Below are 24,915 nucleotides of genomic sequence, written 5' to 3'. Positions count from 1 at the left end.
CGCCTCAGCTCCCGGTCGCCTCAGCTCTTGCTCGGCTCAGCTCTTGCTCGCCCCAGCCGTGGGCGACGCGAGCGAGGGAGAAGCCGCTGAGGGCGACGCCGCCGGAGACGTGATCCCGGGCGTGAGCGAACTCTCCGAAGGGGACGGCGACGATGAGTTCGACTCCACCCCCTCACCGATCAACTCTGTGCGGTACTCCGTGTCGGCCGCCGAGGTGTCGACGGTGAGTTCGGCCGAGTGCGTGCCGACGGTCGTCGGAGCGAACGCGACCGTGATGGCGCAGGTGTCCCCGGGCTGAAGAGTCCTTCCGGTACACGGGTTGTCGGCCACCGAGAAGCTTCCTGCCGGCAGATGCACGGCGCCGATCGTCGTGCCGGCGGTGGAGAGCTTGGTGGAGCCGCCGTCGGGGGTGTTGAGAGGTCCGGCGAGCACCACGGTCTCGGTGGTCTGCCCGCCGAGCGGAGTGGCGGGGAGTTTCGCCTTGGTCACCACCGTGCCGCCCTTGCTGCCCGGGAAGAGCGAGGCGATCGACTTCGGACTCGGATTCGAGCCGGTCGGCGAGGTCGGTGCAGTCGGTGCAGTCGGTGCAGTCGGCGGGGTCGTCGCGGGCGTCGCGGGCGCCGTGCCGGAGGACGAGCCACCGCCACCACCGCACCCGGTTGCCAGCACCAGCAGCACGACCGGCGCGGCCACCTGCGCCAGCCGCCCCACACGAACAGCATTCCGTCCGGCAGCCACAGGAGCCTCCGCATCCGCGAGAAGGGATCGTGGCCGAACCCTCGCGCACTCGCGCGTCAGGGTAGCCCCAGCCCGCTTCCACGACACGAGTCATCACTCGGACGGACGGCGAGGGGGACCCGTTCAAAGTCGCCGGGCGGACGGGATCGCGCCCACGACCGGCCGGTCCGGCAGGCGGAGCCGTAGGAGCCCGGCGCCGTGGGAAGCGTCCGTGCCGTACCGGGCCGGGTGGTCGGCGGTCGTCGAAGGAGTCGTCGGGTCCACCGGGCTCGTACGGCTCGAAGTCGGGGCGATCGATGCGCTCGGCGACCGAGAAGAGGGCCGGTGGTCGGTGAGGAGCCGGAGGACGAACTCGGCGGTGGAACCGTCGAAACGCGCCAGGCTGTCGCCGTCCTCGTTGCGGGCGATGACCGGCCACCGGTTCGGGTCCGAGCCCTTCCGTCAGCCAGGAGAACCGGTCGGCCCGCACGGAGTCGGCCCACCGCAGGAGCCCGCCCGGGGCGGGGTGGAGCCCGTGGGGGCGGTGGAGGCCAGCGATCTCGGGGTCGGCGGCGGCGAGTTCGGCCGGGTGGTGGGCGTGCTCGACGAGGCACGGGACCTGCGGGAACGGGTTCTCGTGGCCGGGAGGGGGAGCCGGGCAGGGCGGCGCCGAGCCTGGACCCGGCCGACGACCAGTCGACGGACCACCGCCGGGGCTGCGGACCACCGCCGGGACCACGGCTGCCCCGTCACGGCGGCCAACCGCCGCACCCAGGACCGCGGCTGACCGACGCACCCGCCCGGCCCCGTCGGCCATAGCCGGCGGGGCGGCGGGTGGCCGCCTCGTGGTGGGGTCGGGTGGGCGGGTTCCCGCGTCAGTACAGGATCTCGTTGCCCGCGGGGGAAGGCCAGTTGAGGGGCCCGCCGCCGTGCTGGTAGGGGGAGGGCTTGCCGGGGGTGTAGTCGTACTCGTAGTAGTAGTACGGGTTCCAGTTGACCGGTTGGGTCACGCCCGGGGCGGGGGATGTCCCCGTGGCCGGGAGGGCCCGGACGGTCAGCGTCACAGTACGGCTGTCGCCGGGGGCGATCGGGACACGGGGGTGGAAGGTGGCGCTCTTCGCCGTGTGGGAGCAGTCCGCGATGTCACCGCCGCAGTCGATGACCTCGATGATCCCGGACCAGGTGTTCAGCGGGTAGTTGGCCTCGATGTACTGGTAGGCGAACACGACGCCCGTGGTCTCGGTGTTGCGCAGGGCCATCGAGACGGTGAAGGTCTCCCCCGGCCGGACGACGGGCTTGTCGACGGAGTAGGTGATCCGGGGGTCCGCTGCGGCGGCGGACGCCGGAGACGCCACCAGTGCACCGACAACTCCCAGCAAGAGAGCGAGAGTTGTGGCGATCCTGCGCATTCGGAACGCTGTCATGCCGGGGAGGATACGAGTGCCGCGCACCCTTGTCCACATGTTCACGACACTTCTGAGGTGAACCGGCGTCCGCCCGACCCGGCCCCGGGCCCGTCCCGCCCTCACCGGTCGTTCCGGAACGAGTCGGGATACGGGCCTCGCGGTCGGTCCCGCGCGGCGGCGCGCCGGGGATGCGAGGAACGGGTCGGGCGAGCTCCTCGACCCCCAGGGTTCTTCGGTCACGCCCGGAACCGCACCGGCAGGCACGTCAGCCCCCTCAGCAGGGTGCTCGGCCGCCACACGAGGTCCGCCGGGTCGGCGTCGAGGGCGAGGTGGGGGCGACGATCGATCAGGGCGCGCAGGGCGATGGCGGCTTCGACCCGGGCGAGCGGAGCGCCGAGGCAGTGGTGGATGCCGTGGCCGAAGGCCAGGTGGCCGGCCGGCTTGCGGTGGATGTCGAAGCGGTCCGGGTCAGGGAAGTGGCGCGGGTCGCGTGAGGCCGCGGCCAGGGAGACGAGGACGCTGTCGCCCGCCGGGATGGTGGTGTCGCCGATCCGTACCGGTTCGGCGGCGAAGCGGAAGGCCGCGGCCCCCACCGGGCCGTCGTGGCGGAGGGTCTCCTCGATCGCGTTGTCGACGAGGCCGGGATCGGCGCGCAGGGCGGTGAGCTGCTCGGGGTGGGTGAGCAGGGCCAGGACCGCTCCCGAGACGAGGTTCACGGTGGTCTCGTGTCCCGCGACGAGGAGGAGGAAGGCCATCCCGAGCAGTTCCTCGGCGCAGAGCCCGTCGGCGGTCGGGGTGGCGAGCGCGCTGAGCAGGTCCTCGCGCGGGGCGGCCCGGCGTTCCTCGATGAGGGCGGTGAGGTGGCCGGTCATCGCGGCGACCGCCGCGCCGGCGGCCTGCGGGGAGCTGGGCGCGACCAGTTCGGTGGACCAGGCGCGGTAGCTCGCGCGGTCCGCCGTCGGCACGCCGAGCAGCTCGCAGATGACGGTCATCGGCAGCGGCAGCGCGTAGGAGGCGACGAGGTCGGCGGAGCCGGTGTCGGGCAGCGCGTCGAGCAGACCGTCCGCGATCTCCTGGATGCGGGGACGCAGCGCCCGGATCCGGCCGGCCGTGAACTTCCCGGCGACCAGGTCGCGCAGCCGGGTGTGCTGGGGCGGGTCGGTCTGGAGCATGTTGACCCCGAGGGCGTGGCCGCCGTCGTCGGTCCACGAGGAGGAGTGCCGGATGTCGTTGCTCAGCCGTGGATCGGTGAGGGCGGCGCGGACTTCGTCACGGGTGACGACCAGCCATGCTTCGCCGGAGCCCGGAACGAGTATCCGGTGGACCGGTCCCTTCTCGCGGAGTGCCGCGTAGGCGGGGTACGGGTCGACGGTGACGTCGAGGCCCTCAGGCGACAGTTCCTGAAGCGTCGGAGCCGGCATGCGCTTTCCCCTCCCGAGAAACGGGGAGTACTCCCCGGTGATGGCTCGACTATACCAAACCGGGGGAGCATCCCCACTTCTTGCGCGCCTCCCCGGACCCATCAGCCGGACCGGACCGGCCGGACGACCACACCGGTCCGATCCGGTCCGATCCGGTCCGATCCGGTTCCCCGATCAGACCCCCCGCCCCGATGGCCGACAGCCCGCCGCGACGGCCCGGCCCCGCCCCGGGTGCCGAGCCCCGGCATCCCCCACGGCGACGAGCACGAGCGCCGCGACGGTGAAACCGACCCCGATCAGCAGGGTGCCGCGCAGGTCGCCGCCCCCGGCGGTGATCGCCCGGCTTCCCAACGTCGTCGCGGCCGCTACCCCGAGGGTGATGGCGGAAGTGTGCACGGTGTTCACCAGCACACCGGGGTCGGCCACCGCCACCACCCGGTTGACCAGCAGCGGGTTCAGCGCGATGCCGGTCCCGCCGAGGAGCACCACCGCCACGACCACCGGCAGCGGCCTCCCGGGCGCGAGGACCAGGACCAGCAGCGCCGCGAGCTGGACGACGAGCCCCGCCAGCAGCCACGGCCGGGCCGCCCCGGCCCGCACCCGGCCGCCCCACCGGTTGACGAGGAAGGCCGCGCCACCGAAGCCGAGCATCGTCAGCGTGCTCCGCCCGGAACCCAGGCCGGCACCGCGCAGGATCGGATCGATGAACGCGAACGCCGCGAACACCCCACCGATCGTCAGGAAACTGCTCAGATAGCACAGCCACAGCCGGCCGTCGCGCAGCTCACCCGACGACGGCGGCCCGTCGTGCCCCGCCACGGACTCCGGCAGGCAGACGAACACCGCGAGGGCCATCACCGCGGCACCCACGGCGAGCAGGAAGAACGAGGCCCGCCAGCCGAGCGTCGAGGCGAGCAGGTGACTCAGCGGCAGCCCGAACAGCGTCCCGGCCATCAGCCCGCCCAGCACCACCGCCGAACCCCGGGCCCGCTCGCCCACGGAACCCAACCCCATGGCGGCGGACAGCGCCATCCCGAACGCCGCGCCCGACAGCGCCCCGGTGACCACGCGCAGCACCAGCAGCGCCCCCTCCTCCCCCGCCACCCCGGCCATCGCCTCGACCACCGCGTAACAGCCCAGGACCAGCACCAGACCGGCACGCACACCCACCCCGCGCAGACACCACGCGACAACCGGCCCACCCAGACCCATCCCCAACGAATAGGCAGTCACCAGCAGACCGAGGTCCCCGACCGGGACACCGAGATCACGGGACATCGCCCCCAGCATCGCGGAGACCTGGAACTCACTGGTCGTGACCACGAACAAGGCACAGGCCAGCACCAGGACAGAAATCTTCGAAGACGAACGTTGCATGCCCGAAGCATCAACCTTCACACTGGTATGAAGGTCAAGCCCCCGAAGGAGCACCATGCGGATCGCCGATGCCGCCGCCCGGGTCGGCGTCCCCGCCCACCGGCTGCGCCACTACGAGGCGACGGGCCTGCTCATCCCCGAACGCAGCCGGGCCGGGTACCGCGACTACACCCCGGAGGACGTCGAGCGGGCCCAACAGATCAGGGCCCTCCTCGACTCCGGCTTCACCGCCAACGACGTCGCCCTGATGCTCCCCTGCCTGCGACCCGACCCCGACGACGACCGCAGGTGCTGCGACGTCACCCGAGCCCGCCTGACCCGGCGCCTCGCCGAGATCCAGGAGCGACGCGAACAACTCCAGCGCACCGAACAGGCCCTCACCTCCTGGCTCGCCACCCCCGTCGAACCACCCCCGCCGGCCACGCCCTGACCCCCGGCGGCCCGCGCCCGGCGCCCCCCGTACTCACCGCCGCCCGGCCCCGAACGGCGGGACCGAACGCCGATTTCGGTCTGATCAGCCGGAGAACCGGAGCTTCTCCCCCTACGAGGACGACGACCGCGAACTCCTGCCTCGCGCTGCCGGCCGCCGCGCCCCACGCAACCCGGCGGCCATGCCCGGAAAACGCCTACGAAGCGACCGCTCCGTTGCCACGGAAGAGCATGTGCCGGTTGCATGGGTGCTTCCGTGCGGCATCTTCACAGAGGGAGACATGGCTGTGCCACGAGCCGAAGTTCGAACGGTCATCCGGACAGCGTCCACGAGGCGGGGCTGGACGAAGAGCGCGGCGGTGCTGATCGGCATCGCCGCAGTCGTCGTTCCGGCGACGCCCGCGGGAGCGGCGGCCGCGCCCCCCGGCGGCGCGCAGCGGGCCTTATCCGGGCACACGGTCTCAGCCGGGCACACGACCGCGACCGCCCCGGAGCAGGCCGACGACCCGGGGCAGGCCGCCGACGTGGACTCCGACGTGCTCCTGGCGGCGACCCCCACGGGCAGCGGGGTCGGCGCTGCCGGTGCGGGAGGCGGCTGGTGGAGCGCGTCCACGGCCGAGGACGGCCCGGAGCCCTCCTCGGTGTGGGCCGGGCGCCTCGACGGCGTCGGCGGGGACCAGCGGATCAGCCCCGACGACGGACGCCGCCACGTACGTCCGGTCACCGACGGGAAGACCGTGGTGTGGTCGGCCTACCAGGACCGGTCGTGCTACCTCCTGGCCCGGCCGCTCACCGACGGACCGGTCCAGGAGCTGGTGACCAGCCAGGGCCTCAACTGCTCCTTCGTCGCACAGGGCGTCGAGGGAAACACCGTGACCTACACCGACGCCGGCTACAAGAGCCGCCCGACGCGTGCGGCGTACCTGCGGATCGGTGGGAGCGGCCCGGTCGGCATCCCTCCCACGGGCGGCGGGAACCCGCAGACGACCTCGACGCGCTTCCCGTCCCTGCACGACGGCAGGATCGCCTTCGACGACTGCAGGTACACCGCCGCCACCGGCACCCACTGCCGGATAGCCGTCCTGGACGTCACGACCGGCCGGCGCACCGAGGTGGCCGACACCAAACTCCCCACACCGACCGCCATCACCTCCCGGTACGTCTACTGGCTGGACATCGAGGACGACGGGACGGGATCGGGGCCGACGGCGCTGCGCCGGGCGAACCTGGACGGCTCGGACCCCGTCGTCCTCAGCCCCGCCTCGGGCGCGGACGCGCTGCTCATCGACGGCCTCACCGCCTCCGAGGACGCGGTGACCGTCAGCGCACGGACCGTCGATGGCACCACGGGCCCCGGGGCCCCGGCCAAGCTGTGGCAGTTCTCGCCGGACGGCGCGCACCGCGAGCGGGTCTCCTGCAACCACGGCGACCAGCTGCTGCCCGCCGCCGCGGACGCCCGGCAGGTGGTGTGGATCGACACGACCACCGGCTCGAACAGTCTCGTGACCCGTACTCAGCCGGTCGGCACCTGCGCCTGACCCGTGCAGCGGCGCGCCACCCTTCCACCGCTGGGCTCCGGGGGATCGCGAGCGACCGCCTCGCGGGCGACCTCCTCGCGGGCGACCTACTCGCGGTCGACGGCGGTGAGGGTGGCGTGCCGGGCGGCCGGGCACACGCGCGGCTCCGGGCGAGCTCCCAGCGCACCGAGGCCGCGGAGGGGTGCTTCCCGGCGCCGGTGTCAGGACGCGGCCGCGCGCGCCGCCTCCAACTCGGCCACCAGCCGTACGACCCGCTTGTTGGTCCGGCCCGAGCCGGGGCCCGACAGCATCGACAACTGGTCCGTCCCACCGGAGGCCAGTACCAGCTCCGGAACGTCGGACGAGCGGAATCTGCCCGGCAGGACGGCCACCCGCACCTCCCGGACGTCCGCCCACGCGTGGGAGCGCGCCCCGAGCAGCCCGGAGTACCTCAACCCGGCCGACCCGTAGGAGACGCCGAACACCGGCGCACGGAACGTCAGCAGCACACCGGGTACGCCCAGGAGCACGATCGGGATCAGGCCCAGGAGCGGGCTCACCACCTGACCCGCGGCCGCCGCCTTCACCACGCCCACCGCCATCACGGCGGCGACCAGCAGGAGCACGGCGCCCGTCGGGAAGTAGACGAGCGACCAGGGAGTGCGCCTCGTCCGCATGTCCGGCCCCCTCCTCCACGACGTACGGCACCGTCCGGGCCCTGAAGGGCCGCCGCCGCCCGTGGACAAGCATACGAACGGTGACCGGCCGCGCCGCCGGCAACGTCCCGGGCTCCGGGTCACTCCCCGGCGGCGAGCCAGCGCAGTCGTCCGTCCTTGGCGTACGTCCGGCAGGTCAGGGCGATGCCCGCCGAGGAGGTCGCGGTGGCGCCGGCTTGCCCGCACTTGCGGTGCGGCTCGTTGCAGCTGCCCTTCTTCTTCCCGGGTATCTGGGCGCAGTTCTCGGTGTCGTGCGCTTCCTTCCCGGCGGCCGAGAGGTTGTCGTAGTCGCTCCCGTCGTGCCGTCCGGGAGAGTCGCCGCCCGTGGTGCCCGCGCCGGACTCCGTCCCGCTTCCGGCTCCCCTGCGCGGTGTGGCGGCCGCCGCGGGCGGAGCCGGCTTGGTGGTCGCCGACGCGGTGGTCGCCGTCTGCGGTGCGGGCGGCGGGACCGGCACGGGCGGGGCCGGCTCGACGGGCGAGGCCGGCTCGACGGGCGAGGACTGCGGGGAGGACGGCAGCGGCGACGGCACGGCCGAACTCACCGACTCCATCGCGGAAGCCGGCACCGAAGACGAAGCCGTGCCGGCCGTATCGGCTGTTCCGGACGCGCCGGGACCGCAGGCCGTGGCCATGGCGAGGAGCAGTGCCACGGCGCCGACAGCCACCGCCTTCGGCATCGTTCGCATACTGAACTCGGGACGGGACATCAGGCCAGTCTAGACAACCGATGATCTTGACCTGCCGGCCGGCCCGGCCTCCCCGAGCAGCCGTCCCGGGCGGCCCCGGCCGCTCAGCTCGGATCCCTGCGCATGCACCACGCGCGGGGGCCGCCGTCCGGGAGCTGGACCTCGGCCGTCACCCGGAAGCCGAGCCGCCGGTAGAAGCGGACGTTGGCCTCCCTGGAGGTCTCCAGGAAGGCCGGGTAGCCGGCGCGCTCCGCCTCCGCGATGCCTGGCAGCAGCACGGCCCGGCCCAGGCCGCGCCCCTGTGCTTCGGGCGCGACCCCGACGGTGCTGAGGAACCACACCGGCTCCTGCGGCCGGTGCGGCTCCACGACCCGCTCGGCCGCCTCGAAGGCGGCCTGCCGGTCGCCGGCCAGTTCTCCCAGCGCCGGCCCGAGTTCGGCGAAGGCGGGCGAGGGGTCCCGATCCGGCACGGACCAGGCGGCCACGGCCAGGCCGCCCTCGGCGACCCACACACGGCCGTAGGCCATGCCGATACGGGTGAGACAGATCTCCTGGAAGCGCCTGACCCGCGCCTCGTGATCGTCGGCGGCGATCACGTGCCGGGTGAAGGGATAGTCGGCGAAGGCGCGGCCGAGGGTGTCGACCGCGGTGGGGATGTCGGCGTCCGTGATGGGGCGCACGGAGAGGGGGGTACGTGGAGCCTGTTCGTCGTTCACCGCACCGATCCTGTCACCGGGCCACGTGCCCGACCACGCGTTTTGCCCTCGACAGGCCCACCCGGGCACGCCGCCCCACTGACACAGGGGGCTGCTCCCCCTTGGGGCCCAGGGGGTGGAGGCCGGCTGACCCCCGCTGGCGCGGGGAGCATGGAAGCGGAGAGCTCGGGACATCGGGCCCATCCCCGCGGACGCGGGGAGCAGGGATGGGCAGCGTACCGTTTCACCGCCGCAGGGCGAGGTGAAGACCCCTGTCCGGGTCGTAGCGGAGCCACTTGAGCGCGCTCCCCTCCGCAGCGGTGCCGTCCGGCTCCAGGATGACGACGCGCAAGTGGCGCAGGACTCCGATGCCCGGGTTCTCCCAGTATTCGGGGCGTGGAAGGTGCTCGAACCAGTGGTTCGGGACGGACACCGTGTTGAGCGACAGTTCCTGCTGCTGGGCTCGCCTGGCGGCACGGTCCGCCGCCCGTCGGCTGTACCACGTGAGGTCCGCCCTGATCCGGCCTCGCGGGTCGTAGCTGTAGTGCCTGCTGGGATGTTCGCCGACCCGGGGGTGGTGGTAGAGCAGGACGGCCTCGACGGAAGGCTCCGTGAGGCGTGACCGAGCGGTCAGGCCGGGGGTGCCGTCGTGGCCGCGCCCGTTCGCGCCCCCGCTCACCAGGAGGTGGAGGTCGCTGGGGGTTCCGTCGACGGGGTGGTAGGGCTGCAGGACGTAGGCCTTGGCGGTGTTCGCGTGCCCGGCCAGTTCGGTGGTCCAGCCCTCCCAGGTCGTCGACAGCAGGGTCCCCATGGGGATCTGTGGGAACGGACCGGGGTCGTAGACGGCTTCGATCAGGGCCTCGTTGTCGCGCGGGGTGGACAGGCAGGCGATCCGGGCGGCCGGGTCGGCCCGCCGGGCGTCCTCGCAGTCCGGGCAAGCCCTGTCGGCGGTGCGCTGCGCAAGCTGGTGGTAGGTCGCGGCGAGCGCGTAGGGCGCGTACACGAGGCCGTCGCGGCTGCCCGGGGTGCGGCCGGTCGGGGGCTCGACGAGTGGCAGACCCGTCCGGTCGGGCCGCCACAGGACGGTCATCCGGGGGGTGCGCATGCCGAGCGGGCGGGTGCCGGCCGCGTCGTTGACGGCGTGTCGGTGGAGGCGGCCCCGCCGCTGGATGAGCAGGTCGACGGGGGCCAGATCGGTGTAGAGGCGGTCGCTGTCCAGGTCCAGCGACTGTTCGATCACCTGGGTGGCGATGACGAGCAACCGAGTCGGGCGCCGCGGGTTGGGTGCTCGCCGGTCCTCCCCCGGGCCGATGAGCCGACGGATCGCGGCTTCCCGGGACAGCCGGTCGCGCGGCACGAGCCCGCCGTGCAGGAGCAGGATCTCGTCGCGGCGCCAACCGTGCTTTTCGGCCTGGTCGAGGGCATGGACGTACAGCTCGTGGGCGGCGGCGACCCGATTGCGGACGACGGTGGTGACGCCCCCGGCGGAGGCTTCGCACAGGAGCCGCTCGGCGAGGGCTGCGGCGCCCGGGTCGGGCAGCAGGTCGAGCCGGGTGTGGAGTTCGGCCGGTGCTTCGTCGGGGGCCGCACGGGTGATGCGGCCCTGGCGGTCGACGACGGTGACCGGGCCCTTCGCCTCGGTGGGTCGGGCGGCGGTGCGGTGGCCTCGGCACCAGGCGGCGACCAATGCCTCGCGGGTGACGGCGGGCAAGGTGGCGGAGAGGACCACGACGGAGGCTCCCGCGTCGGCGAGCCAGGAGACGGCCGCCTCCAGCAGCCGTTCCTGAAAGAGCTGGTACGCGTGGGCCTCATCGATGACGAGGGTCTTGTTGGCAAGCCCGAAAAGGCGCAGGAACCAGTGCGCGGAGCGCTGCGAGGCCAGGGTGACCTGGTCGACGGTACCGACGCCGAAGGTGGAGACCAGGCCGAGGCAGCGGCGCAGGTACCAGGGGTCGAGAACGACGTCGGCGGCCGTGTCCCGGTCGTGGCGGTCGCAGAGGGTGGCTTCGACGAAGGGCGTGAGGTCGGTGAGGTCGTCCCGCCGAGCGGGAGCCTCCCCCGCGTCGAGGAGTCGGTGCACGGTGTCCGTCGCTTCCCCGGCCCCGTGGACGACGGCGAGATTGGCCTCGCCGGGCCGGCCGAAGGCCCGGGTGAGGAACTCGATGTGCTCCGTCGCGGCCTGGTCGGTGGCCGCCCGGGTGGGCATCGCCGTGTAGAGGCCGTGGTAGCCGTTGGTCCGGGCCAGGTGGTGGGCGTACCAGAGGGCCAGGGCGGTCTTCCCCGATCCGGTGCCGGCCTCGATGACGACCAGGGCCGGCCCGTCCTGCGGAGCGGCGCTCATGGCCGCCACCTGGAACGGGCGGGGCTCCGGGGTGCGTGGGAAGAGCCGGGCCCACGGCTCGGGCTTCGGTTCCCAGCCGCGCAGTCTCAGGTCGTGCACCGCGGTGCGCGCCGACTTCTTCGCGTCGTGCCACCACTGCTGGATGCTTGCCGCCCGGCGGTACTCGAAGCGGTTGTCGTCGGAGGCGATCCAGTCGGCGGTGACGACCAAGCCCGCGAACAGGAGGCCGGCCGCCGGACGAGAGAAGGTGGTCCGGTCCGGCAGCCGATCCAGCTCGACGTCCAGGATCGACGCCACGGCCTCGATCAGGAACCGCTGGATGCCGTCCCAGTCCTCCGGCGGGGCCGCCGTCGGTGCCCGCCCGAGAAGGGCCTCACCGGGGATGTGACCGTGGTGGCCGCCGAGGAGCAGTGCCACCCGGTGGAGACCGAGGTGCGGGGCACCCGTACCTCCGCAGCCCTCGCAAGCACAGCCGAGGAGCCGGGGCAGGCAGTGGGCGGTGATGAGTTCGTGCCGCAACCGGCGGGCCGCTCGGGAGTCGGCGGGGAGCGGTACCCCGTTCCGGCGAGCCTGCGCGAGCCAGTCCCTGGCCGCCTTGCGCAGGTGGCCTTTGTCGGTGTCGAAGAACTGGAGCTGGAAGCCCGCCGAGGCCTTCCCCAGGTCGTGCATGGCCGCGTAGAACATCGTGTTCCGTCGGGCGATGGCGATGTCCCCGGATCCGAGGGCTTCGGCGAGGCGGTCGCGGACGGGCGTCGCGAGGTAGTGGTCCCAGAGCTCTCCGGCACACGCGGCGGTGTCGAGCATGTGCGCCAGCAGCGGGTTCCACTTCGGACCGCCGCGCCTCTCACTGATCTTGTAGCGGTCGGTCTTGCCCCAGACCGTGACACCCGCACGGGTGATTTCCAGAGGTTCCATCGCTTGGCCGCTCCCGAGCCAGTAGGGTCCGCGATTATGACGAATCGTCAGATCGCAAGGATGTCCCGAGATCTCCTCAAATCTCGGGACACGTTGTCGAGTTGGGATCCACGGACGGAAGCATGCCAGCCGGCACTGACACGTCCCGACCGGCACCGGCCGACGGGAGAGATGGAGTCGACCGCACGTTCGACCGGGGTTCGCCGGGTGGGACTGGTCGAACTCCTCAGGCACGCCGAGGACTTCACGACGCTGGTCAGCTCGACCCCGGGCGAGGAAGTCGCCGTGCTCGAATACCTGATGGCGATCATGTACGCGTCCGAGTGCGTGCCGGACACCCACGACGCCTGGCGTCGGTGGGTGCGGGACGGGCACCCGCTGGAGAAGGCGGCGACCTGGCTGGAGAGACAGCCGCCCGACCACTGGGACCTGTTCCACCCCCAGCGCCCGTTGGGCCAGAACGCGCTGCTGGCCCCGTTCATGGCCGCGAGCGGTGTCGGTACGGCCCAGCTCGTCATCGAACGCACCGGCGACTACAACCAGTTCTTCGACAAGGTGCACCTGCACGACCCCGAGCCGATGCCGCCGGACGCGGCGTTCCGGGCCATGCTCACCCAGCACGCGTACGGCCTCGGCGGGCGTGCCATGGCCAAGGCCGACTGGCTGGGCCCCCAGCTGACCTATCAGGCGGTGGGCCGGCTCGGCACCCGCATCCGCGTGCTGGCCAGGGGAAGGACGCTGGGCGATACCCTGCGGCTGAACATCGTGCCGTGCAAGCCCACCGACACCGGGACCTTCAACTACTCCTGGACCGACGGCCGCACCGGCCGCCGCACCTTCCGCGGCCGGAAGGTGTCACGGCTGCCGGACGGGCCGGCCGACCTCCACTCCTTCCTCGGCCGCTCGATCCTCCTGCGTCCCGTCCTGGTGAACGGCAAGGTCATGGTCGACCGGGTCCTTCGGGCCGCCGGCGAGATCCTCGATCCGCCGGCGCCCGTACACCTTCAGGACGCCGTCCTGGTGGCGGGCCGGAAGGGCGGTGATCCGGAAGCCCTGCGTCCGAGCGAGGACCGGGCGCTCTGGCGGGAGTCCCACGCGCTGTACGCGGCCACCTACAAGGCCGACCCGACCCTGGCCAAGGACACCGACCTGTACGACCGCCTCGCAGGCCTGAGCGATCGACGGGTGGACCTGACCGCCGTGGGCCTGATCTCCCGGCAGGCGACCGCCACCGCCTGGGTCTCGGACACCTTCCCCTACGTGCCCGACCACAGGGAGCAGCTCAAGTGGGCCGCCGACGAGGGCTCACTGATCTGCGAGTACGCCGCCAAGTGCCTGTACGCCGCCGCGGTCGTGGCCCGTGACAAGGCGTACTCCAACCCGAAACCCTCCGACAAGGCGTCCCTCCTCAAGCGCTTCAACGCCGAACCGGACCTGTGGGCGGGCGCCGCCGACCACTTCTCGTTCCTGATCGCCGAGGTGAGCGACGGGAAGCCCGCCGGAGAGGGCCCGCTGGCGGAGTTCGGCAGGGAGATCCACTACCTGACCTGGAAGCTCCTCCGCGCCCGGCTGCTGTCCCTGCCGCCCAGCGGGCCGGGAAAGCGCGCCCGGGCCGAGGCGGAACTGAAGCTGAAGAAGATGCTGGCGAGTCCGGCCTGCCCGCCGTACCTGAAGGAGCCCCCGCGTGATTGACGAACAGCTGTCGCTGGACCTGAGCAAGGTCTTCGAACCGGTCGCCGCCCCCGACGGCGCACCCGACGACGGAGTTGCGGCCGAACGCACCCCCGCCCAACGCCTCACCGGCTGGCTGTGCAGCCTGGTGTGGTCCCACGACTACGGCCGCCTCGCCGACCTGCGCCGCCCCGAGGCCCTGTCGGAGCCCAGACTGCGGGCGGCCTCCTTCAGCTCCGAGGAGGAACAGCGGCCGGTCTTCGAGAAGGTCGCCTTCCTCTTCGCCCGCTACCACGCCGGCAGGAGAGTGCCCCAGGCGGGATTCGGCTCGATGGGAGACGCCCTGGGTCGTGTCGGCTCCCCCGCCGGCCGGGGCAGGGACGACCCGGGTGCCAGGCGTCTGCTCGACCGCCTGGTGGCCTCCCGCGAACTGCCCGTACGCCACCTCCAGCACGCCGTCGAACGCGTACGGGCCTGCGAGGTGACACCACCGTCCTGGGCCCGGCTCGTCGAGGACCTGTCCGCGTGGAAGGCCTCCGGCAAGGCGACCCCGTACGGCTGGGCACGCGACTTCTACACCCCCGAACACCCCGCCAAGAAGAACGGCTGACAACATGACGATCATCCGGACCAGCGCCGTCTCCGAGCGGCTCGACGGCCACCAGTTCCTGTCCCTGCACGCCCTCGAAAGCCTGGTCGCCGTCCTGCCGGTCCGCGACGAGAACGGCATGGCGAAGATCATCCCGTTCGGCGGCGAGACCCGGAACCTGATCACCTCCCAGGCCCGCCGCCGCGCCGAGCGCACCCTGAGCCGGGACAAGGCCAACGCCGGCGAGGGCGCCCTGGCCGGCTACACCATGGGCATCCGCACCCGGGAGTGGGCGCTGCTCACCGCCGAGGCCCTGCGCGGAACGGGCTGGGTGGAGCAGGACGCGCTGCCCGTCGCCAAGGCCGTGCTGGAGGGCGTGGGCCTCAAGTTCGGCGACAAGGAACGCACCCGCAACCTGACCAAGGTGCTGCTCTTCGCCCCGGAGGACGCCGGAGCCAAACTCGCGGAGTACCTCGACGCCAACCGGGACGACGTCGTCTCCTGGGTCGGAGAGTTCGAGGAGGCCCGCAAGGTCGCCGAAACCGCCAAAGCCAAGACCAAGGGCAGGAAGCGCGCGGCGGCCGCCGACGAGGACATCCTGCCCGTCGAAGTCGAAGAGAGCGCGACCGAGACCGGGATCCCCGCTCTGCCCAAGGCCGTACGCGCGGCCGTGCTGGCAGCCCTCGCACCCCGCGACGCCATCGACATCGCCCTCTACGGCCGATTCCTCGCCGAGATCGCCGATTCCCCGAACGTGGACGGCGCTGTGATGACCGGCCCCGCCTTCACCGTCCACGCCGCCTCCCAGATCGATGACTTCTACAGCGCCGCCGATGACTCCAAGATCCGCCGCAAGGCCAACGCCCTGGACTACCTCGACGCCGCGGACGACGCCGGCGCCGGCATGACCGGCTACCAGTCCCTCATCTCCGGCACCTTCTACCGGCACGCCGCCCTCGACCGGGTCCAACTGCGCGTCAACCTGATGGCCGGCGGCATGAGCGCCGAGGCCGCGGACCAGGCCGCGGTCGCCGCCGAGCGCCAGTTCGTCGAGGCGTTCGTCGACGCCATGCCCGCGGCCAAGAAGAACACCACCGCCTCCACCGGGTCCCTGCCCAAGCTCGTCCTGGCCTTCGACGGCAAGCGCCCCTTCAACTACTCCTCCGTGTTCGAGAAGCCCATCGACGAGCAAGCCGACGGCGGGGCCAGCCGCGTGGCCGCCGAAAGGCTCCTGAAGCACCACCGGCTCGTCACCCGCAAGCGCTCCGACATCGCCGGCGGCCGCGTCCTCACCTACGACCTCGGCATCCAGGACCTTCTGGACGACCTCACCGCCCAGGGCGCTCTCGCTGCCACCGAGGCCGACACCGCCGAGGAGCTGACCGCCCCGTGAGCCGGTCGTACGTACTGCTGGCCCGTCTCGCCGGGCCGCTCCAGGCCTGGGGACTGGTCTCCCGCTTCGACCGGCGCGACACCCACCTGAGGCCCACCAAATCCGGCTTCCTCGGCCTGCTCGCGGCGGCCGCCGGCTACTCCCGCGACGAGTCCCTCCATCCGCTGGACGAACTCCGCTTCGCCGTCCGCGCCGACCGGCCCGGCATTCCCGTGCGCGACTACCACACCGTCGGCGGCGGCCGGTACCCGCTGCGTCCGCGCGACCTGATCACCGACCACCGTCGTGCCCAGCAGGCCTCCACCGCCCTGGAGGCGGCCACCGGACCGGTGTTCGGCGCCACGACGGCCCGGGCCCTCACCGGCTGGTACGGGGCCCCCAAGGGCATCGCCCCCGACCCCGACGGCGGGCCACTCCTCGCCCGCAGAGTCGGCCGTGACCCGATGATCACCAGCCGCAGCTATCTGGCGGACGCCAAATTCGTCGCTGCCGTCGAACACCCGGACCGGAACCTGCTGGAGGAGCTGGCGACAGCCCTCGAACAGCCCCGGCGGCTGCTCTGGCTCGGCCGCAAGAACTGCCCGCCCACCGGCGAGATCTCCGGCGGCGTCCACCCCGGGAGCCTCGAAGAAGTGCTCGCACGGACCCGGTTGCTGCCGAAGTCCGCCGTCGACCGCCCCTGGACGTGGATCGAGGTGCCCGCCGGCACCGCCGGAGCCTCCCCGGTCACCGACCACCCGATCAGCTTCCACACCGTGCACCGGTCCTACGCGCCCCGCTGGGAACAACGCGTGCGCATCGAACCCGGCGAGTCCATCGGATGGGACCACTTGCTGTGACCACTGCCTCCACCGACACCGCCCGCTTCGTGGCCTGCCACAGCATCCTGCACCTGGACGCCACGCACGCGCTGGCCCAGAAGGCGATCCTCGACCCGCACGTCATGCACCGGCTGGTCATGTCCGGCTTCTACGGCTGGACCGAGCCGGGCGAGGCCGACCCGCGCGCCCAGATGGGCATCCTCAACACCTGGACGCTCGACCTCCGGAACAACAGCCTGGTGGTCATCGTCCAGTCCCGCGTCCAACCCGACTGGTCCTCGATCCCCCGCTCGGCACTGGCCGACAGGATCGCCCTGCTCCAGGTCGACACCACGGTGCGCACCGGCGCCACGTACGGCTTCCGGATCGTCGTGAACCCCACCCGCGACCGCCAGACCCGCACCGGCGACGGCGCCCTCGTCCGCAAGCGCCTCTCCGACACCACCCCCCGCCACGTCAAGGACTGGTTCGCCGCCCGACTCCAACCCGTCGGCGCCGACCGCGTCGGCCCGGCCGGCGTCCGCCGCATCGGCGCCGACGGCGACCCGGACACCATGGCGATCCGCGTGCTGCCCAAACTCGGCCTGACCGCCAAGCACCAGGGCACCAAGATCGGCCGCGCCGAGATCAAGGGCACCCTCATCGTCACCGACCCGCGCGCCTTCACCGAAGCCCTCGCCACCGGCATCGGCCGCGCCCGCTCCTACAGCGCGGGACTGCTGCTGGTCCGGCCCGTCGGGAACGGGTAGCGGGCACTCCCTCGGGCCTGCGGAGCAGGTGACCACGGGCCCGGAAGCCGGGCCCTCTACCCTGCTCTGCCACGGACACTCATGTCGGCCACGTAAGCTACTTCCTACCCCGATGAGTCCTGACCGGTAGCCGCTCCCAAACCCGCTACATGGCCACGACTCGAAGAGGGCCGCCGCCTCATCGCCCTGAAGAGCAAAGGCGACGGCCCCGCACGGTGAGAACGGCTCGTGGCTGAGCTCCTACTCAGCTACGGGCCTTTCCCGTTCAATCGATCAGGTCCACCAAGCTCGCGGCGAACGAGAGCACGGCCCTCACGAGACCGTCGATGAAGGCGTAGCGCATCCGCAACGCCTCCAGCCTGCTCCCGTCCGCGAACTCGCGGACCGCATCGACATCGGGATCGGTTCGTCGATCCGTCGCACCGTGCTCCGCCCGATCGTCACCGTTCGCGTGAGTGCTCAAGCGGGGCTCCCTTCCCTGAGACGCTTTGTCCCGGACCATCCGGACGTCTCCCGAGAACGCCCGGCAGGCGAGAAGGGCTGAACCGAGAATCAGCGTATAGGCCACTGAGACCTCGCCTTGTGGGTCAGCAAGGAGCGCCTGGCCGCAGGCTCAACGCTCTTGACGCATCATCACATCGATCAGAACTACGCCATCGGCGTTGTCCTCGACAGATCCAGCCCGGATGGCAGTTCGCGGCCGTGTGGAGCCATGGTGCATCCTCATGTTCCGCCTAACACGATGACTACTGGTGTCTTACTTGCTTCGCAGCACTTGTATACCGGCACTCATCACCGCACGCTGTTCACCCATCCGATGCCGCCTGGATTGAAGCCCCACATTGACAGCTTGCCCATGAGGGTGCAGTAGCCATTCCACCTTCGGATGATCACGGGTGCTTTCCCCTGGATCCGTGACGGTCGATCGAGACACACCCGGTGGCAATTCGGCTATGTTGTGGAACTGCTGCAAGGTGGCCGCTGCCGGTCACCGCAGCCACCTTCGGCCGATACCCACAAGTTCGTCCCCGCGCTAGCGGGGGTCAGCCGACTACTGGCGTGTCACTTGCTGGTTTGGGTGAACTACTCCCCGCGCCAGCGGGGGCCAGCCGGGCGTCCGGGCCATCGAGGAGCGACTGGGCAACTCCTCCCCGCGCCAGCGGAAGTCCGCCTCGCTGCGGGACCGACCGTTCGCCCTCCCCGTACTCATCGCCACATGAGGGGCAGTCAGTCTCTCAACAACGAGGCGAAGGGTGGCGAAGTCTCCTCCTGGTGCAACGGGGCGACGTCCATCTCGGTCTGGGTGGATCTTGCTCGTCGATGTCGGACAGCCACCCACGCGACAACCTATAGCCGTACCCGGGCTCCGGCACCCAGCCCAGGTGATCCGACGGTCATCCATCAGATCGAGCTGACACGGATGGCTTGCACCGGGCCTGCAATATCTATTCGATGTTTACTGAGTCTTTTATGTTCTCAGCATTGACCGCAGAAAAGGCTCGCCGCAAAATTTCGCGATCTCCTGACGTTATGAGCCTCCATCGGCTTGGACAAGCCCGGCGAAGAGCTTCCACTGCCCCAGTCCGTCGGAAGCTCGTTCACACGCGTCGCTCTGGCAGCATGCCGAAGCAACTGGTGAGCCACCAACCACAAAGCACAATGCGAGTCGGACTCGGAACGTGGTCCGGGCGGGAAACGTCCGCGACATCCATCCGCGCTCCGACTGCACCTCCTACAGCGGGCCAGAGGTTCCGCCGACAGCCGACGCCGAGAGCCATGCCCTGAACGAGCTGGCCGGCGAGATCACGGATCAGCACCAAGGCGAGGGCATGCGTCCGGGACACTTCTGCGGCCCGGACCATCAAGCGTGGGTCGGTGTGCCGATGGATCCGCCCTGAGGTCGGAGGGTGCTTTCCATTCGGCTGAAGTGGTCCTGTCGGCAACAGCTCCGGTCCCCGGGTTGATCTCCGCCATCACGCTGTGACGTCTGTGAAGACCTCACGTCTGTGCAGTCAGCTCTTGCGAACCAGGACAGCTGGCGGAGGCGTACTCTTCCGCGATGTTGACCCCTCCGACACAACGTTGGTGTTCGGCGTTGCCGAAGAAGTACGTGAATCCGCTGGCGAGCGCCTCTTGTCCGTCCCCGCCGGCGGTCCGATGTAGCCACACTCCAGCCCGGAGAACCCCTCAGAGGAGTCCCACGCCGTCGGCGGTTGGCCACGGTGCTCTGGCGTCGTGCGCGGGCGCCCCGCGAAGGCGAGTGGAACACGGATACCGGCCGAGAACTTGGCCGAGCATGCTGGCGTCGTTCAGTCTTCCCGGGCGTGAGGACGGACCGGCAGCGCCAACCTGCGGCTACCGACGACGGAAGTGGACCTTGGTGGTCATCCCGCCGCAGGACCGGTCGAGGGCCTGGCATGCCTGCGAGCGGACCGAGTTCTCGAGTTCGTAATCCCCTCGGGCCTACCTTTGCGGGAGCCCGCCGCGTCCGGCAGCTCACCTCAACCTGCCACAGGGTCATCCACTGGGAGCCGGACTCAGTAGTCACGCGCAACCCCGTAGCCCTCTCCACCTTGACCGAACACTGGATCCGCCTTCACGCCGCTCGCAGAGCCCACCGGATGAGCGAGTCCCGGTCGTGTTCGTGGAGCCGTTCGACCGTGCGCCGGTAGCGCTCCGAGGTGATCGGCGGCCCCTCCGGCGGCGAGGTGCACCAGGAATCCCAGCGCCACTGCCCGGTTCCCTGCCGGTTCGGAGGAGCCGAGGTGCATCCGGGGAGGCATCATCGGTCCGGCCGGCAGCAGGTAGCCGCCGGAGCGGCTATGGAGGACCGGGGCGAACAGGCGGTCACCCTATCTGCGAGCCGCCGCGTAGTCCTTCGCGCCCGCCAGTCCACGCAGCGCCTCCGGGCTCTCCTGCCCCGCTGACCGGGTAGTGGTCGGGACCGCTGTAGAGGTGCGCTCGGTGGACGGGATCGAGACCCTCGTCGAGGACTTCCATCAGGTCAGGCCTCAGCTGTACCGATCGGAGCCTGCGCATCCGTGGTCGCCTGATCCTCGGCCTCCAGTGTGCCCCGCAGGCCTTCGCCGGAATTGGGCTTGGGTTGCCTCTGGGGTGACCGATATCGGGTCCACGAGGCTGGACCGGGTGAGCGGGTGCGTCAGACGGAGTCTTCGACGACGGCCGGCCAGGCATCCCGTTCGGACAGGTGGAGCACGAGGGCGGCGATGTTCCAGGCGTCGTCCTCGCCCCGGTGGTGACGGCCTTCGAGCCGCCGCCCGGCGATCTCCAGAGCTTGTGCCATGCCGGGTCGTTTGCGCAGGCCGTACGCCTCGGTGAAGACCGCCTTGGCGTTGGTGTGGTGGCGGCCGAAGGGGTAGGGCGTCCGAGTGGCCTGGCACTGCCGGGTGAACTGATGGCGGTCGTAGTCGCCCCAGCTGACCCACGGCCGCACGCCCGCGCGATGCTCGGCCGCCAGTAGACGGCACGCCTCGGCGAAGCCGACCCCCTGGTCGACCTCGTCCTGGGTGAGGCCGGTCAGCTCCGTGCAGAACTCGCTGACCGTGGACCGGGCAGGCCTCACCAGAATCCCGTGCCGGGCGACGCGCTCACCGGCTTCCAGGTCGATGACGGTCAGTCCGATCTCGATGATCTCGCTGACCGCGCCAGGCGGCTCGGAACCGGCCCAGCAGGTTGCTTCGACGTCCACGACGTTGACGAGGCGCTCGGTCCGGGTGCTGTCCATGCCGGGAAGCGTAGGGAGGACCGGCAGCTGGGGCACCTGATTTTCGTCCTCGGCCGTCTTGGACTCCACCGGCTCACCGGCCATGGTCTTCGCCGGAGTTCAGCTCGGGTTGATCTCTGAGGCGAACGGCGCCGGGTTGGTGAGGGTGAACAGGCCCGGCCGGGCTCGGATTCGGTGGGGATGCCGCGGCTGGCCACGCGACTCAGCCAGGCGCAGGCGTTGTTGATGTGCCTCGGCGGTTTGGCGCCCAGGCCGAGGGCTTGGCAGTCCGTCCTCTCCGTGGGAGGCGGCGGGTAATTTTCTGCGGAAAATCGAAGGCTACTGGAGGCGGACGGCAGCGGTGCCGGCCGCCGGTACCGGTGCGGAGGCGTCACTCCCCCGCTGCCCTTCGAGACCGCACCCGTCTTGGCGTCGAGGCGTGTCCGACTCAGGGTGGGCCGTCACCACGGTCTCAGCCTCCCCGGGGCCCCTTCAGAATTTTCCGCGGAAAATCGGAGGGACTCAGCAGGGACTGACGCAACGGGATAGTCGGCCGTCGATGATGCCGATCGGCACGGCCTGGGCTGCGACTGCGACCAGCCGCAGCCCACCCATCACGGCCCGACTTCCCGTGCCCGGATCACTCATGGCATCGGATCGCTGATGCCATCGGCAGCGTCACCTTCCTCCTCGCTGGGCCAGCGCCCTTCGATGTACAGCTGGATGAGCGCCGCGTGGGAGAGCGGGGTGGCGGGATCGGTGACGTCACCGTTGGTCGTGTAGTCCAGGAGGACAACGTCCCCCTTGCCTCGCAGCAGCTCGACCAGGTCTGCGACGCGGTGTTCGAGGACCCAACGGTAGGCCGGCAGGTAGATCCGGCGGCGGGCCGTCCCGTAGGACAGCAGCTGCTCTCCGTGCAGGCCGGTTCGGTGACCCCTGACGGGACCGTACCGACGCACCGTCCGCTTCAGCCCTTTCATGGTGGTGACCCCGAGCTTCGAAGTATCGACATCCGCGTCCTCGAAGACCTTGAGGGCTTGCCAGATTCCTTCCACCGACTGGCTGGTCGTACCGTCGCTGTACGGAACCGGGATACCGCCGTGCGGATAGAAGGGGCTCAGTCGGACCCATGGTTCGGGAGCCTTGGAGGTCACGTCGATGATCTCGGCGCCGGGGAAGGCCGCAGTCAGTGACGCCATCGCACGGCGACGGCTGGCAATACGGATCGGCATCTGGAAGCCCCCTGACTCGATGACATCAGCCATTGAGCATCCCGGATGCCACTGACATCCCGCCGCTCCCCAACCACTGGTCGGCATCGCCGGGAAATTTTCCGCAGAAAATTCGTGTTCGCCGAGAACCGCCCACGCGGGCTACCGGGCTCGGTACGACCGGTGCCGCTGCTCAGGCAACCCGCGTGACCAGGCTGTGGCTGCCACCAGTGTCCGAGAATTTTCCGCGGAAAATCAGTGGCCCTGCACTCCCTCGCACGGACAGTGGATGACAGCTAAAGAAGGCAGGACACCGGGTGCACCACCGCCACTCCCCCACTGTCTTGAACCAAGCACGGCAGTGGAAACGAGAGCCTGTGCCCCACGGGCATCCGTCTCGAAGACCGGCTCACATACTCGGGGTGCGGGGGCCATCGGGTACGTCCACCGAACCACAGCCCGGGGTGGATCCTGCAGCCCGTCCCTCAGCATCCAGTTGAAGTCCGCACCCCTGGCTGCCGCCCCACGATGCCCGAAGGCGTCTTCGGTCCGCCCGAAGAATTTTCCACGGAAAATTCGGGGCCACCAGAAGCACCCCAAGGGCACGCATCCGTCAGTAGTGCGCCGACCTCTGCCAGCTCGCATCGCCGGCCCGACGGCCGACCCTTCACGCCACAGAATTTTCCGCAGAAAATCTGAAGCCCCTCGCCAACGCCACCCCAGAGCATCCGTCCCATCAGCATCGGCAGTGCAGCCACCTCGCCTCCTGGCCGCGTCACTTCCCTGGTACCAACGCCCGGCAAGAGCGATCCGAGGGAACCAGCCGCTCCTGCTCGATGGCGGACTTGAATCGCTCGCACTCCACCGGGTCGAGGTCTGCCGCGTTCCGACTGATGCGCGCCCGCGTGTCCGCGCTCTGTCGTCGATCGACAGCCGGGTGTAGCCGCAACATTCAAGCGCCTGGGCATAGGTACTCCTGCCCGGGTCGGGTAGGCCGCGCATCACCACGACAAGGCCGCGCTCTCGTCCGTCCAGGTGCGACGGAAGATCCACTTCCCTCACACCGACGAGGCTGGTGTTCGGGCGACCGGTCGTGCGTGGGGTCTTCTCCAGCGCACACCTGCCGCCCGGGCACTCGAGTTCGCGGGCTCAGAGACGGGAACGACGATGGTCAGCCCAGTAGGTGAGAGTGGCCCAGATTGATCCGCCCTCCCAGACGCAAGACGGTCCACGCCACCGAGCATCGCCCGCGACTCCACGAAGGGCGGCCTCGGTCCGCCCGGAGAATTTTCCGCGGAAAATCCGGAGCTCACCGGAGGCGATGTCTGCCGCCGGGCCGCTGCTCTACGGTGTCATCGGCTGGGGGGCGAGAGACGGCCGGCTTCGTCCACACCCGAGTAGCGGCGATCGGTCAGCGGTGCTGGGACGGCAGTTGGTGATCTTGAATGCCGTGAGTGCTCACCAGGGACGACATCATCTGACAACTGCGATCGTCTTCATGAACGATGGGCGGCCTGGGTACGGTGGCGGCATGGCCACGATCCTGCGACACCCCCGACCTGGAATCACCTGGGATTGGTGGGCCGTGGACACCCAGGGTTTCCTCGTGCAGTTCAGCGATGGCCCCGCTCCTGAACACCTGCTGGCGCATGTGAATCATGTCGACACCGCGACTGCGTGGGCAGAGAAGAACTGCCTCGCATGGTTCACCGGCACTCCCCCGCCGCTCCACGCCTTCAGCTGCAACGGCGAGCGACCGACCTACACCCGCAGCAGCGTCCCGGGCTTCCCACTGCGGCTCGCCGACGCGCCGGCAGCGATCGCGGATGTCGCGGCTTTGGTTCAGCTGCACCGGGCAGTGGGCGACGCTTGGACGATCTACCTCGACGGGGGATGGGTATAGAGCTTCTCTTCTGATCTTCTGAGTCACTCCGCCCAGAAGAGAGCGGATGCTGATCCTGACCAATCCTCGGAGCATGTCCGCTGTACGACAGGCGACCACGTTCCTGGGCGGTCGTGATCGTCATGACGGACCTGGGACAGGCGGTGCAGAGCTACCGGCAGCCGTCCCTGCGTCAAGGCGACCCCGGATTTTCCGCGGAAAATCCGGGGCCTGCGGAAGCCGCTTCCGACGGCAAACCTTGGACGGCTCGGACCGCCAGGCCGACAGCTGACGGACACTCTCCGCGCCACGGAATTTTCTGCGGAAAATTCCGAGCTCGCTGGAGACGGTGCCTACGCCCGGACCGCTGTCCCTTGGTGCCATCAGCAGGGAAGAGTGGATCAGTAGCGATTCTCGACCACGTTGACCAGGTGCCTGTTGACCAAGGGAGCACTAGCCTCGGCAACCGTGCGCACGGATGTCCGTAGCGGCATCGAGTTCCGCAACCCCGACGTCGACGCCGACTACTCCGACGGCGAGCCATGGAATAGGGCGATGGAGCTGAGGCCGCTCCTCGGGCCCCCCCAACAGGTGCCCCCGGCGCGGCCGCCGGCAGTAAACGACGCGGTAGGCCCCCCCCCCGTCACCCACAACC

The 24,915-nt window shown here is 70.6% G+C and carries 20 protein-coding genes; 9 read left to right on the top strand and 11 right to left on the bottom strand.

The features are described from left to right. Positions 1–36: 36 nt before the first annotated feature. Positions 37–678: a hypothetical protein gene (locus ACFRMQ_RS02030; protein WP_380725872.1), complete on the bottom strand. Its 642-nt coding sequence runs from the start codon at positions 676–678 to the stop codon at positions 37–39. Between the two features lie 583 nt (positions 679–1,261). Here ACFRMQ_RS02030 and ACFRMQ_RS02025 point away from each other — a divergent pair. Further along, positions 1,262–1,504, top strand: a complete 243-nt coding sequence (locus tag ACFRMQ_RS02025) for a hypothetical protein (protein WP_380725870.1) — start codon at positions 1,262–1,264, stop codon at positions 1,502–1,504. A gap of 88 nt (positions 1,505–1,592) precedes the next feature. On the opposite strand, the gene ACFRMQ_RS02020 is transcribed toward ACFRMQ_RS02025, so the two are convergent. The 3 genes from ACFRMQ_RS02020 to ACFRMQ_RS02010 all read right to left on the bottom strand — a co-directional run bounded on the left by ACFRMQ_RS02020 (position 1,593) and on the right by ACFRMQ_RS02010 (position 4,978). Then, complete coding sequence (locus ACFRMQ_RS02020) at positions 1,593–2,141, bottom strand: hypothetical protein (RefSeq protein WP_380725868.1); 549 nt, start codon at positions 2,139–2,141, stop codon at positions 1,593–1,595. A gap of 218 nt (positions 2,142–2,359) precedes the next feature. After that, positions 2,360–3,544: a cytochrome P450 gene (locus ACFRMQ_RS02015; protein ID WP_380725866.1), complete on the bottom strand. Its 1,185-nt coding sequence runs from the start codon at positions 3,542–3,544 to the stop codon at positions 2,360–2,362. A gap of 174 nt (positions 3,545–3,718) precedes the next feature. Beyond that, positions 3,719–4,978 carry an MFS transporter gene (locus tag ACFRMQ_RS02010; protein ID WP_380725864.1) on the bottom strand — a complete coding sequence of 420 codons (1,260 nt, stop codon included), beginning with the start codon at positions 4,976–4,978 and terminating at the stop codon, positions 3,719–3,721. Here ACFRMQ_RS02010 and ACFRMQ_RS02005 point away from each other — a divergent pair. Both ACFRMQ_RS02005 and ACFRMQ_RS02000 read left to right on the top strand, forming a co-directional pair. Then, positions 4,977–5,351 carry a MerR family transcriptional regulator gene (locus ACFRMQ_RS02005; protein WP_380725862.1) on the top strand — a complete coding sequence of 125 codons (375 nt, stop codon included), beginning with the start codon at positions 4,977–4,979 and terminating at the stop codon, positions 5,349–5,351. The genes ACFRMQ_RS02010 and ACFRMQ_RS02005 overlap by 2 nt on opposite strands. A gap of 358 nt (positions 5,352–5,709) precedes the next feature. Next, positions 5,710–6,888: a hypothetical protein gene (locus ACFRMQ_RS02000; RefSeq protein ID WP_380725860.1), complete on the top strand. Its 1,179-nt coding sequence runs from the start codon at positions 5,710–5,712 to the stop codon at positions 6,886–6,888. Positions 6,889–7,088: 200 nt separating this feature from the next. On the opposite strand, the gene ACFRMQ_RS01995 is transcribed toward ACFRMQ_RS02000, so the two are convergent. From ACFRMQ_RS01995 to cas3, 4 genes are all read right to left on the bottom strand, one after another. Then, entirely contained in the window at positions 7,089–7,544 is a 456-nt protein-coding gene (locus ACFRMQ_RS01995) for a hypothetical protein (protein WP_380725858.1), read from the bottom strand. A 119-nt stretch (positions 7,545–7,663) separates the two neighbouring features. After that, on the bottom strand, positions 7,664–8,125 hold the full coding sequence (locus ACFRMQ_RS01990; protein WP_380725855.1) for a hypothetical protein: 462 nt from the start codon (positions 8,123–8,125) through the stop codon (positions 7,664–7,666). 248 nt (positions 8,126–8,373) lie between these two features. Further along, positions 8,374–8,949, bottom strand: a complete 576-nt coding sequence (locus tag ACFRMQ_RS01985) for a GNAT family N-acetyltransferase (RefSeq protein ID WP_380725853.1) — start codon at positions 8,947–8,949, stop codon at positions 8,374–8,376. A 259-nt stretch (positions 8,950–9,208) separates the two neighbouring features. Beyond that, positions 9,209–12,220 (bottom strand): CRISPR-associated helicase Cas3', encoded by a 3,012-nt coding sequence (cas3, locus tag ACFRMQ_RS01980; RefSeq protein ID WP_380725851.1) that lies wholly within the window; start codon positions 12,218–12,220, stop codon positions 9,209–9,211. 171 nt (positions 12,221–12,391) lie between these two features. On the opposite strand from cas3, the gene ACFRMQ_RS01975 reads away from it, so the two are divergent. Genes ACFRMQ_RS01975 through cas6e form a run of 5 tightly spaced genes read left to right on the top strand, consistent with a single transcriptional unit; the run spans position 12,392 to position 17,443 of the window. Next, positions 12,392–13,912, top strand: a complete 1,521-nt coding sequence (locus ACFRMQ_RS01975) for a type I-E CRISPR-associated protein Cse1/CasA (RefSeq protein ID WP_380725849.1) — start codon at positions 12,392–12,394, stop codon at positions 13,910–13,912. Then, the gene (gene casB / locus ACFRMQ_RS01970) at positions 13,905–14,501 is read left to right on the top strand and encodes a type I-E CRISPR-associated protein Cse2/CasB (protein ID WP_380725847.1); all 597 of its coding nucleotides are present in this window, start codon (positions 13,905–13,907) and stop codon (positions 14,499–14,501) included. The genes ACFRMQ_RS01975 and casB overlap by 8 nt, the downstream gene beginning before the upstream one ends. A 4-nt stretch (positions 14,502–14,505) precedes the next feature. Next, positions 14,506–15,873 carry a type I-E CRISPR-associated protein Cas7/Cse4/CasC gene (locus tag ACFRMQ_RS01965; RefSeq protein WP_380725845.1) on the top strand — a complete coding sequence of 456 codons (1,368 nt, stop codon included), beginning with the start codon at positions 14,506–14,508 and terminating at the stop codon, positions 15,871–15,873. Continuing rightward, positions 15,870–16,712, top strand: coding sequence for a type I-E CRISPR-associated protein Cas5/CasD (gene cas5e / locus ACFRMQ_RS01960; protein ID WP_380725843.1), 843 nt, complete (start codon positions 15,870–15,872; stop codon positions 16,710–16,712). Before ACFRMQ_RS01965 ends, cas5e begins: the two co-directional genes overlap by 4 nt. Next, positions 16,709–17,443: a type I-E CRISPR-associated protein Cas6/Cse3/CasE gene (gene cas6e, locus ACFRMQ_RS01955; RefSeq protein ID WP_380725841.1), complete on the top strand. Its 735-nt coding sequence runs from the start codon at positions 16,709–16,711 to the stop codon at positions 17,441–17,443. Before cas5e ends, cas6e begins: the two co-directional genes overlap by 4 nt. A 265-nt stretch (positions 17,444–17,708) precedes the next feature. Here the strand turns inward: cas6e and ACFRMQ_RS01950 are convergent, their stop codons facing one another. The 3 genes from ACFRMQ_RS01950 to ACFRMQ_RS01940 all read right to left on the bottom strand — a co-directional run bounded on the left by ACFRMQ_RS01950 (position 17,709) and on the right by ACFRMQ_RS01940 (position 22,432). Further along, positions 17,709–17,906 (bottom strand): hypothetical protein, encoded by a 198-nt coding sequence (locus ACFRMQ_RS01950; protein WP_380725839.1) that lies wholly within the window; start codon positions 17,904–17,906, stop codon positions 17,709–17,711. A gap of 2,697 nt (positions 17,907–20,603) precedes the next feature. Continuing rightward, on the bottom strand, positions 20,604–21,188 hold the full coding sequence (locus ACFRMQ_RS01945; RefSeq protein ID WP_380725837.1) for an exonuclease domain-containing protein: 585 nt from the start codon (positions 21,186–21,188) through the stop codon (positions 20,604–20,606). 623 nt (positions 21,189–21,811) lie between these two features. Continuing rightward, positions 21,812–22,432: a DUF6939 family protein gene (locus ACFRMQ_RS01940; RefSeq protein WP_380725835.1), complete on the bottom strand. Its 621-nt coding sequence runs from the start codon at positions 22,430–22,432 to the stop codon at positions 21,812–21,814. Positions 22,433–23,909: 1,477 nt separating this feature from the next. Here ACFRMQ_RS01940 and ACFRMQ_RS01935 point away from each other — a divergent pair. Next, the gene (locus ACFRMQ_RS01935) at positions 23,910–24,281 is read left to right on the top strand and encodes a hypothetical protein (protein WP_380725833.1); all 372 of its coding nucleotides are present in this window, start codon (positions 23,910–23,912) and stop codon (positions 24,279–24,281) included. Positions 24,282–24,915 lie beyond the last annotated feature (634 nt).

Origin of the sequence: Kitasatospora sp. NPDC056783 (assembly GCF_042789895.1) — a bacterium.
Classification (GTDB): domain Bacteria; phylum Actinomycetota; class Actinomycetes; order Streptomycetales; family Streptomycetaceae; genus Kitasatospora.
The sequence above is the reverse complement of the archived record's forward strand: the minus strand, read 5'-3'. Positions and strand labels throughout refer to the sequence as shown.

Excerpts from the sequence above, each read along its gene's own strand:
- ACFRMQ_RS01965 (WP_380725845.1), top strand. The coding sequence starts at position 14,506 with ATGACGATCATCCGGACCAGCGCCGTCTCCGAGCGGCTCGACGGCCAC.
- ACFRMQ_RS01975 (WP_380725849.1), top strand. The coding sequence starts at position 12,392 with ATGGAGTCGACCGCACGTTCGACCGGGGTTCGCCGGGTGGGACTGGTC.
- ACFRMQ_RS01935 (WP_380725833.1), top strand. The coding sequence starts at position 23,910 with ATGGCCACGATCCTGCGACACCCCCGACCTGGAATCACCTGGGATTGG.
- ACFRMQ_RS02020 (WP_380725868.1), bottom strand. The coding sequence starts at position 2,141 with ATGACAGCGTTCCGAATGCGCAGGATCGCCACAACTCTCGCTCTCTTG.
- ACFRMQ_RS02015 (WP_380725866.1), bottom strand. The coding sequence starts at position 3,544 with ATGCCGGCTCCGACGCTTCAGGAACTGTCGCCTGAGGGCCTCGACGTC.
- ACFRMQ_RS01945 (WP_380725837.1), bottom strand. The coding sequence starts at position 21,188 with ATGGACAGCACCCGGACCGAGCGCCTCGTCAACGTCGTGGACGTCGAA.
- ACFRMQ_RS02010 (WP_380725864.1), bottom strand. The coding sequence starts at position 4,978 with ATGGTGCTCCTTCGGGGGCTTGACCTTCATACCAGTGTGAAGGTTGAT.
- ACFRMQ_RS02005 (WP_380725862.1), top strand. The coding sequence starts at position 4,977 with ATGCGGATCGCCGATGCCGCCGCCCGGGTCGGCGTCCCCGCCCACCGG.
- cas3 (WP_380725851.1), bottom strand. The coding sequence starts at position 12,220 with ATGGAACCTCTGGAAATCACCCGTGCGGGTGTCACGGTCTGGGGCAAG.
- ACFRMQ_RS01995 (WP_380725858.1), bottom strand. The coding sequence starts at position 7,544 with ATGCGGACGAGGCGCACTCCCTGGTCGCTCGTCTACTTCCCGACGGGC.
- ACFRMQ_RS01940 (WP_380725835.1), bottom strand. The coding sequence starts at position 22,432 with ATGGCTGATGTCATCGAGTCAGGGGGCTTCCAGATGCCGATCCGTATT.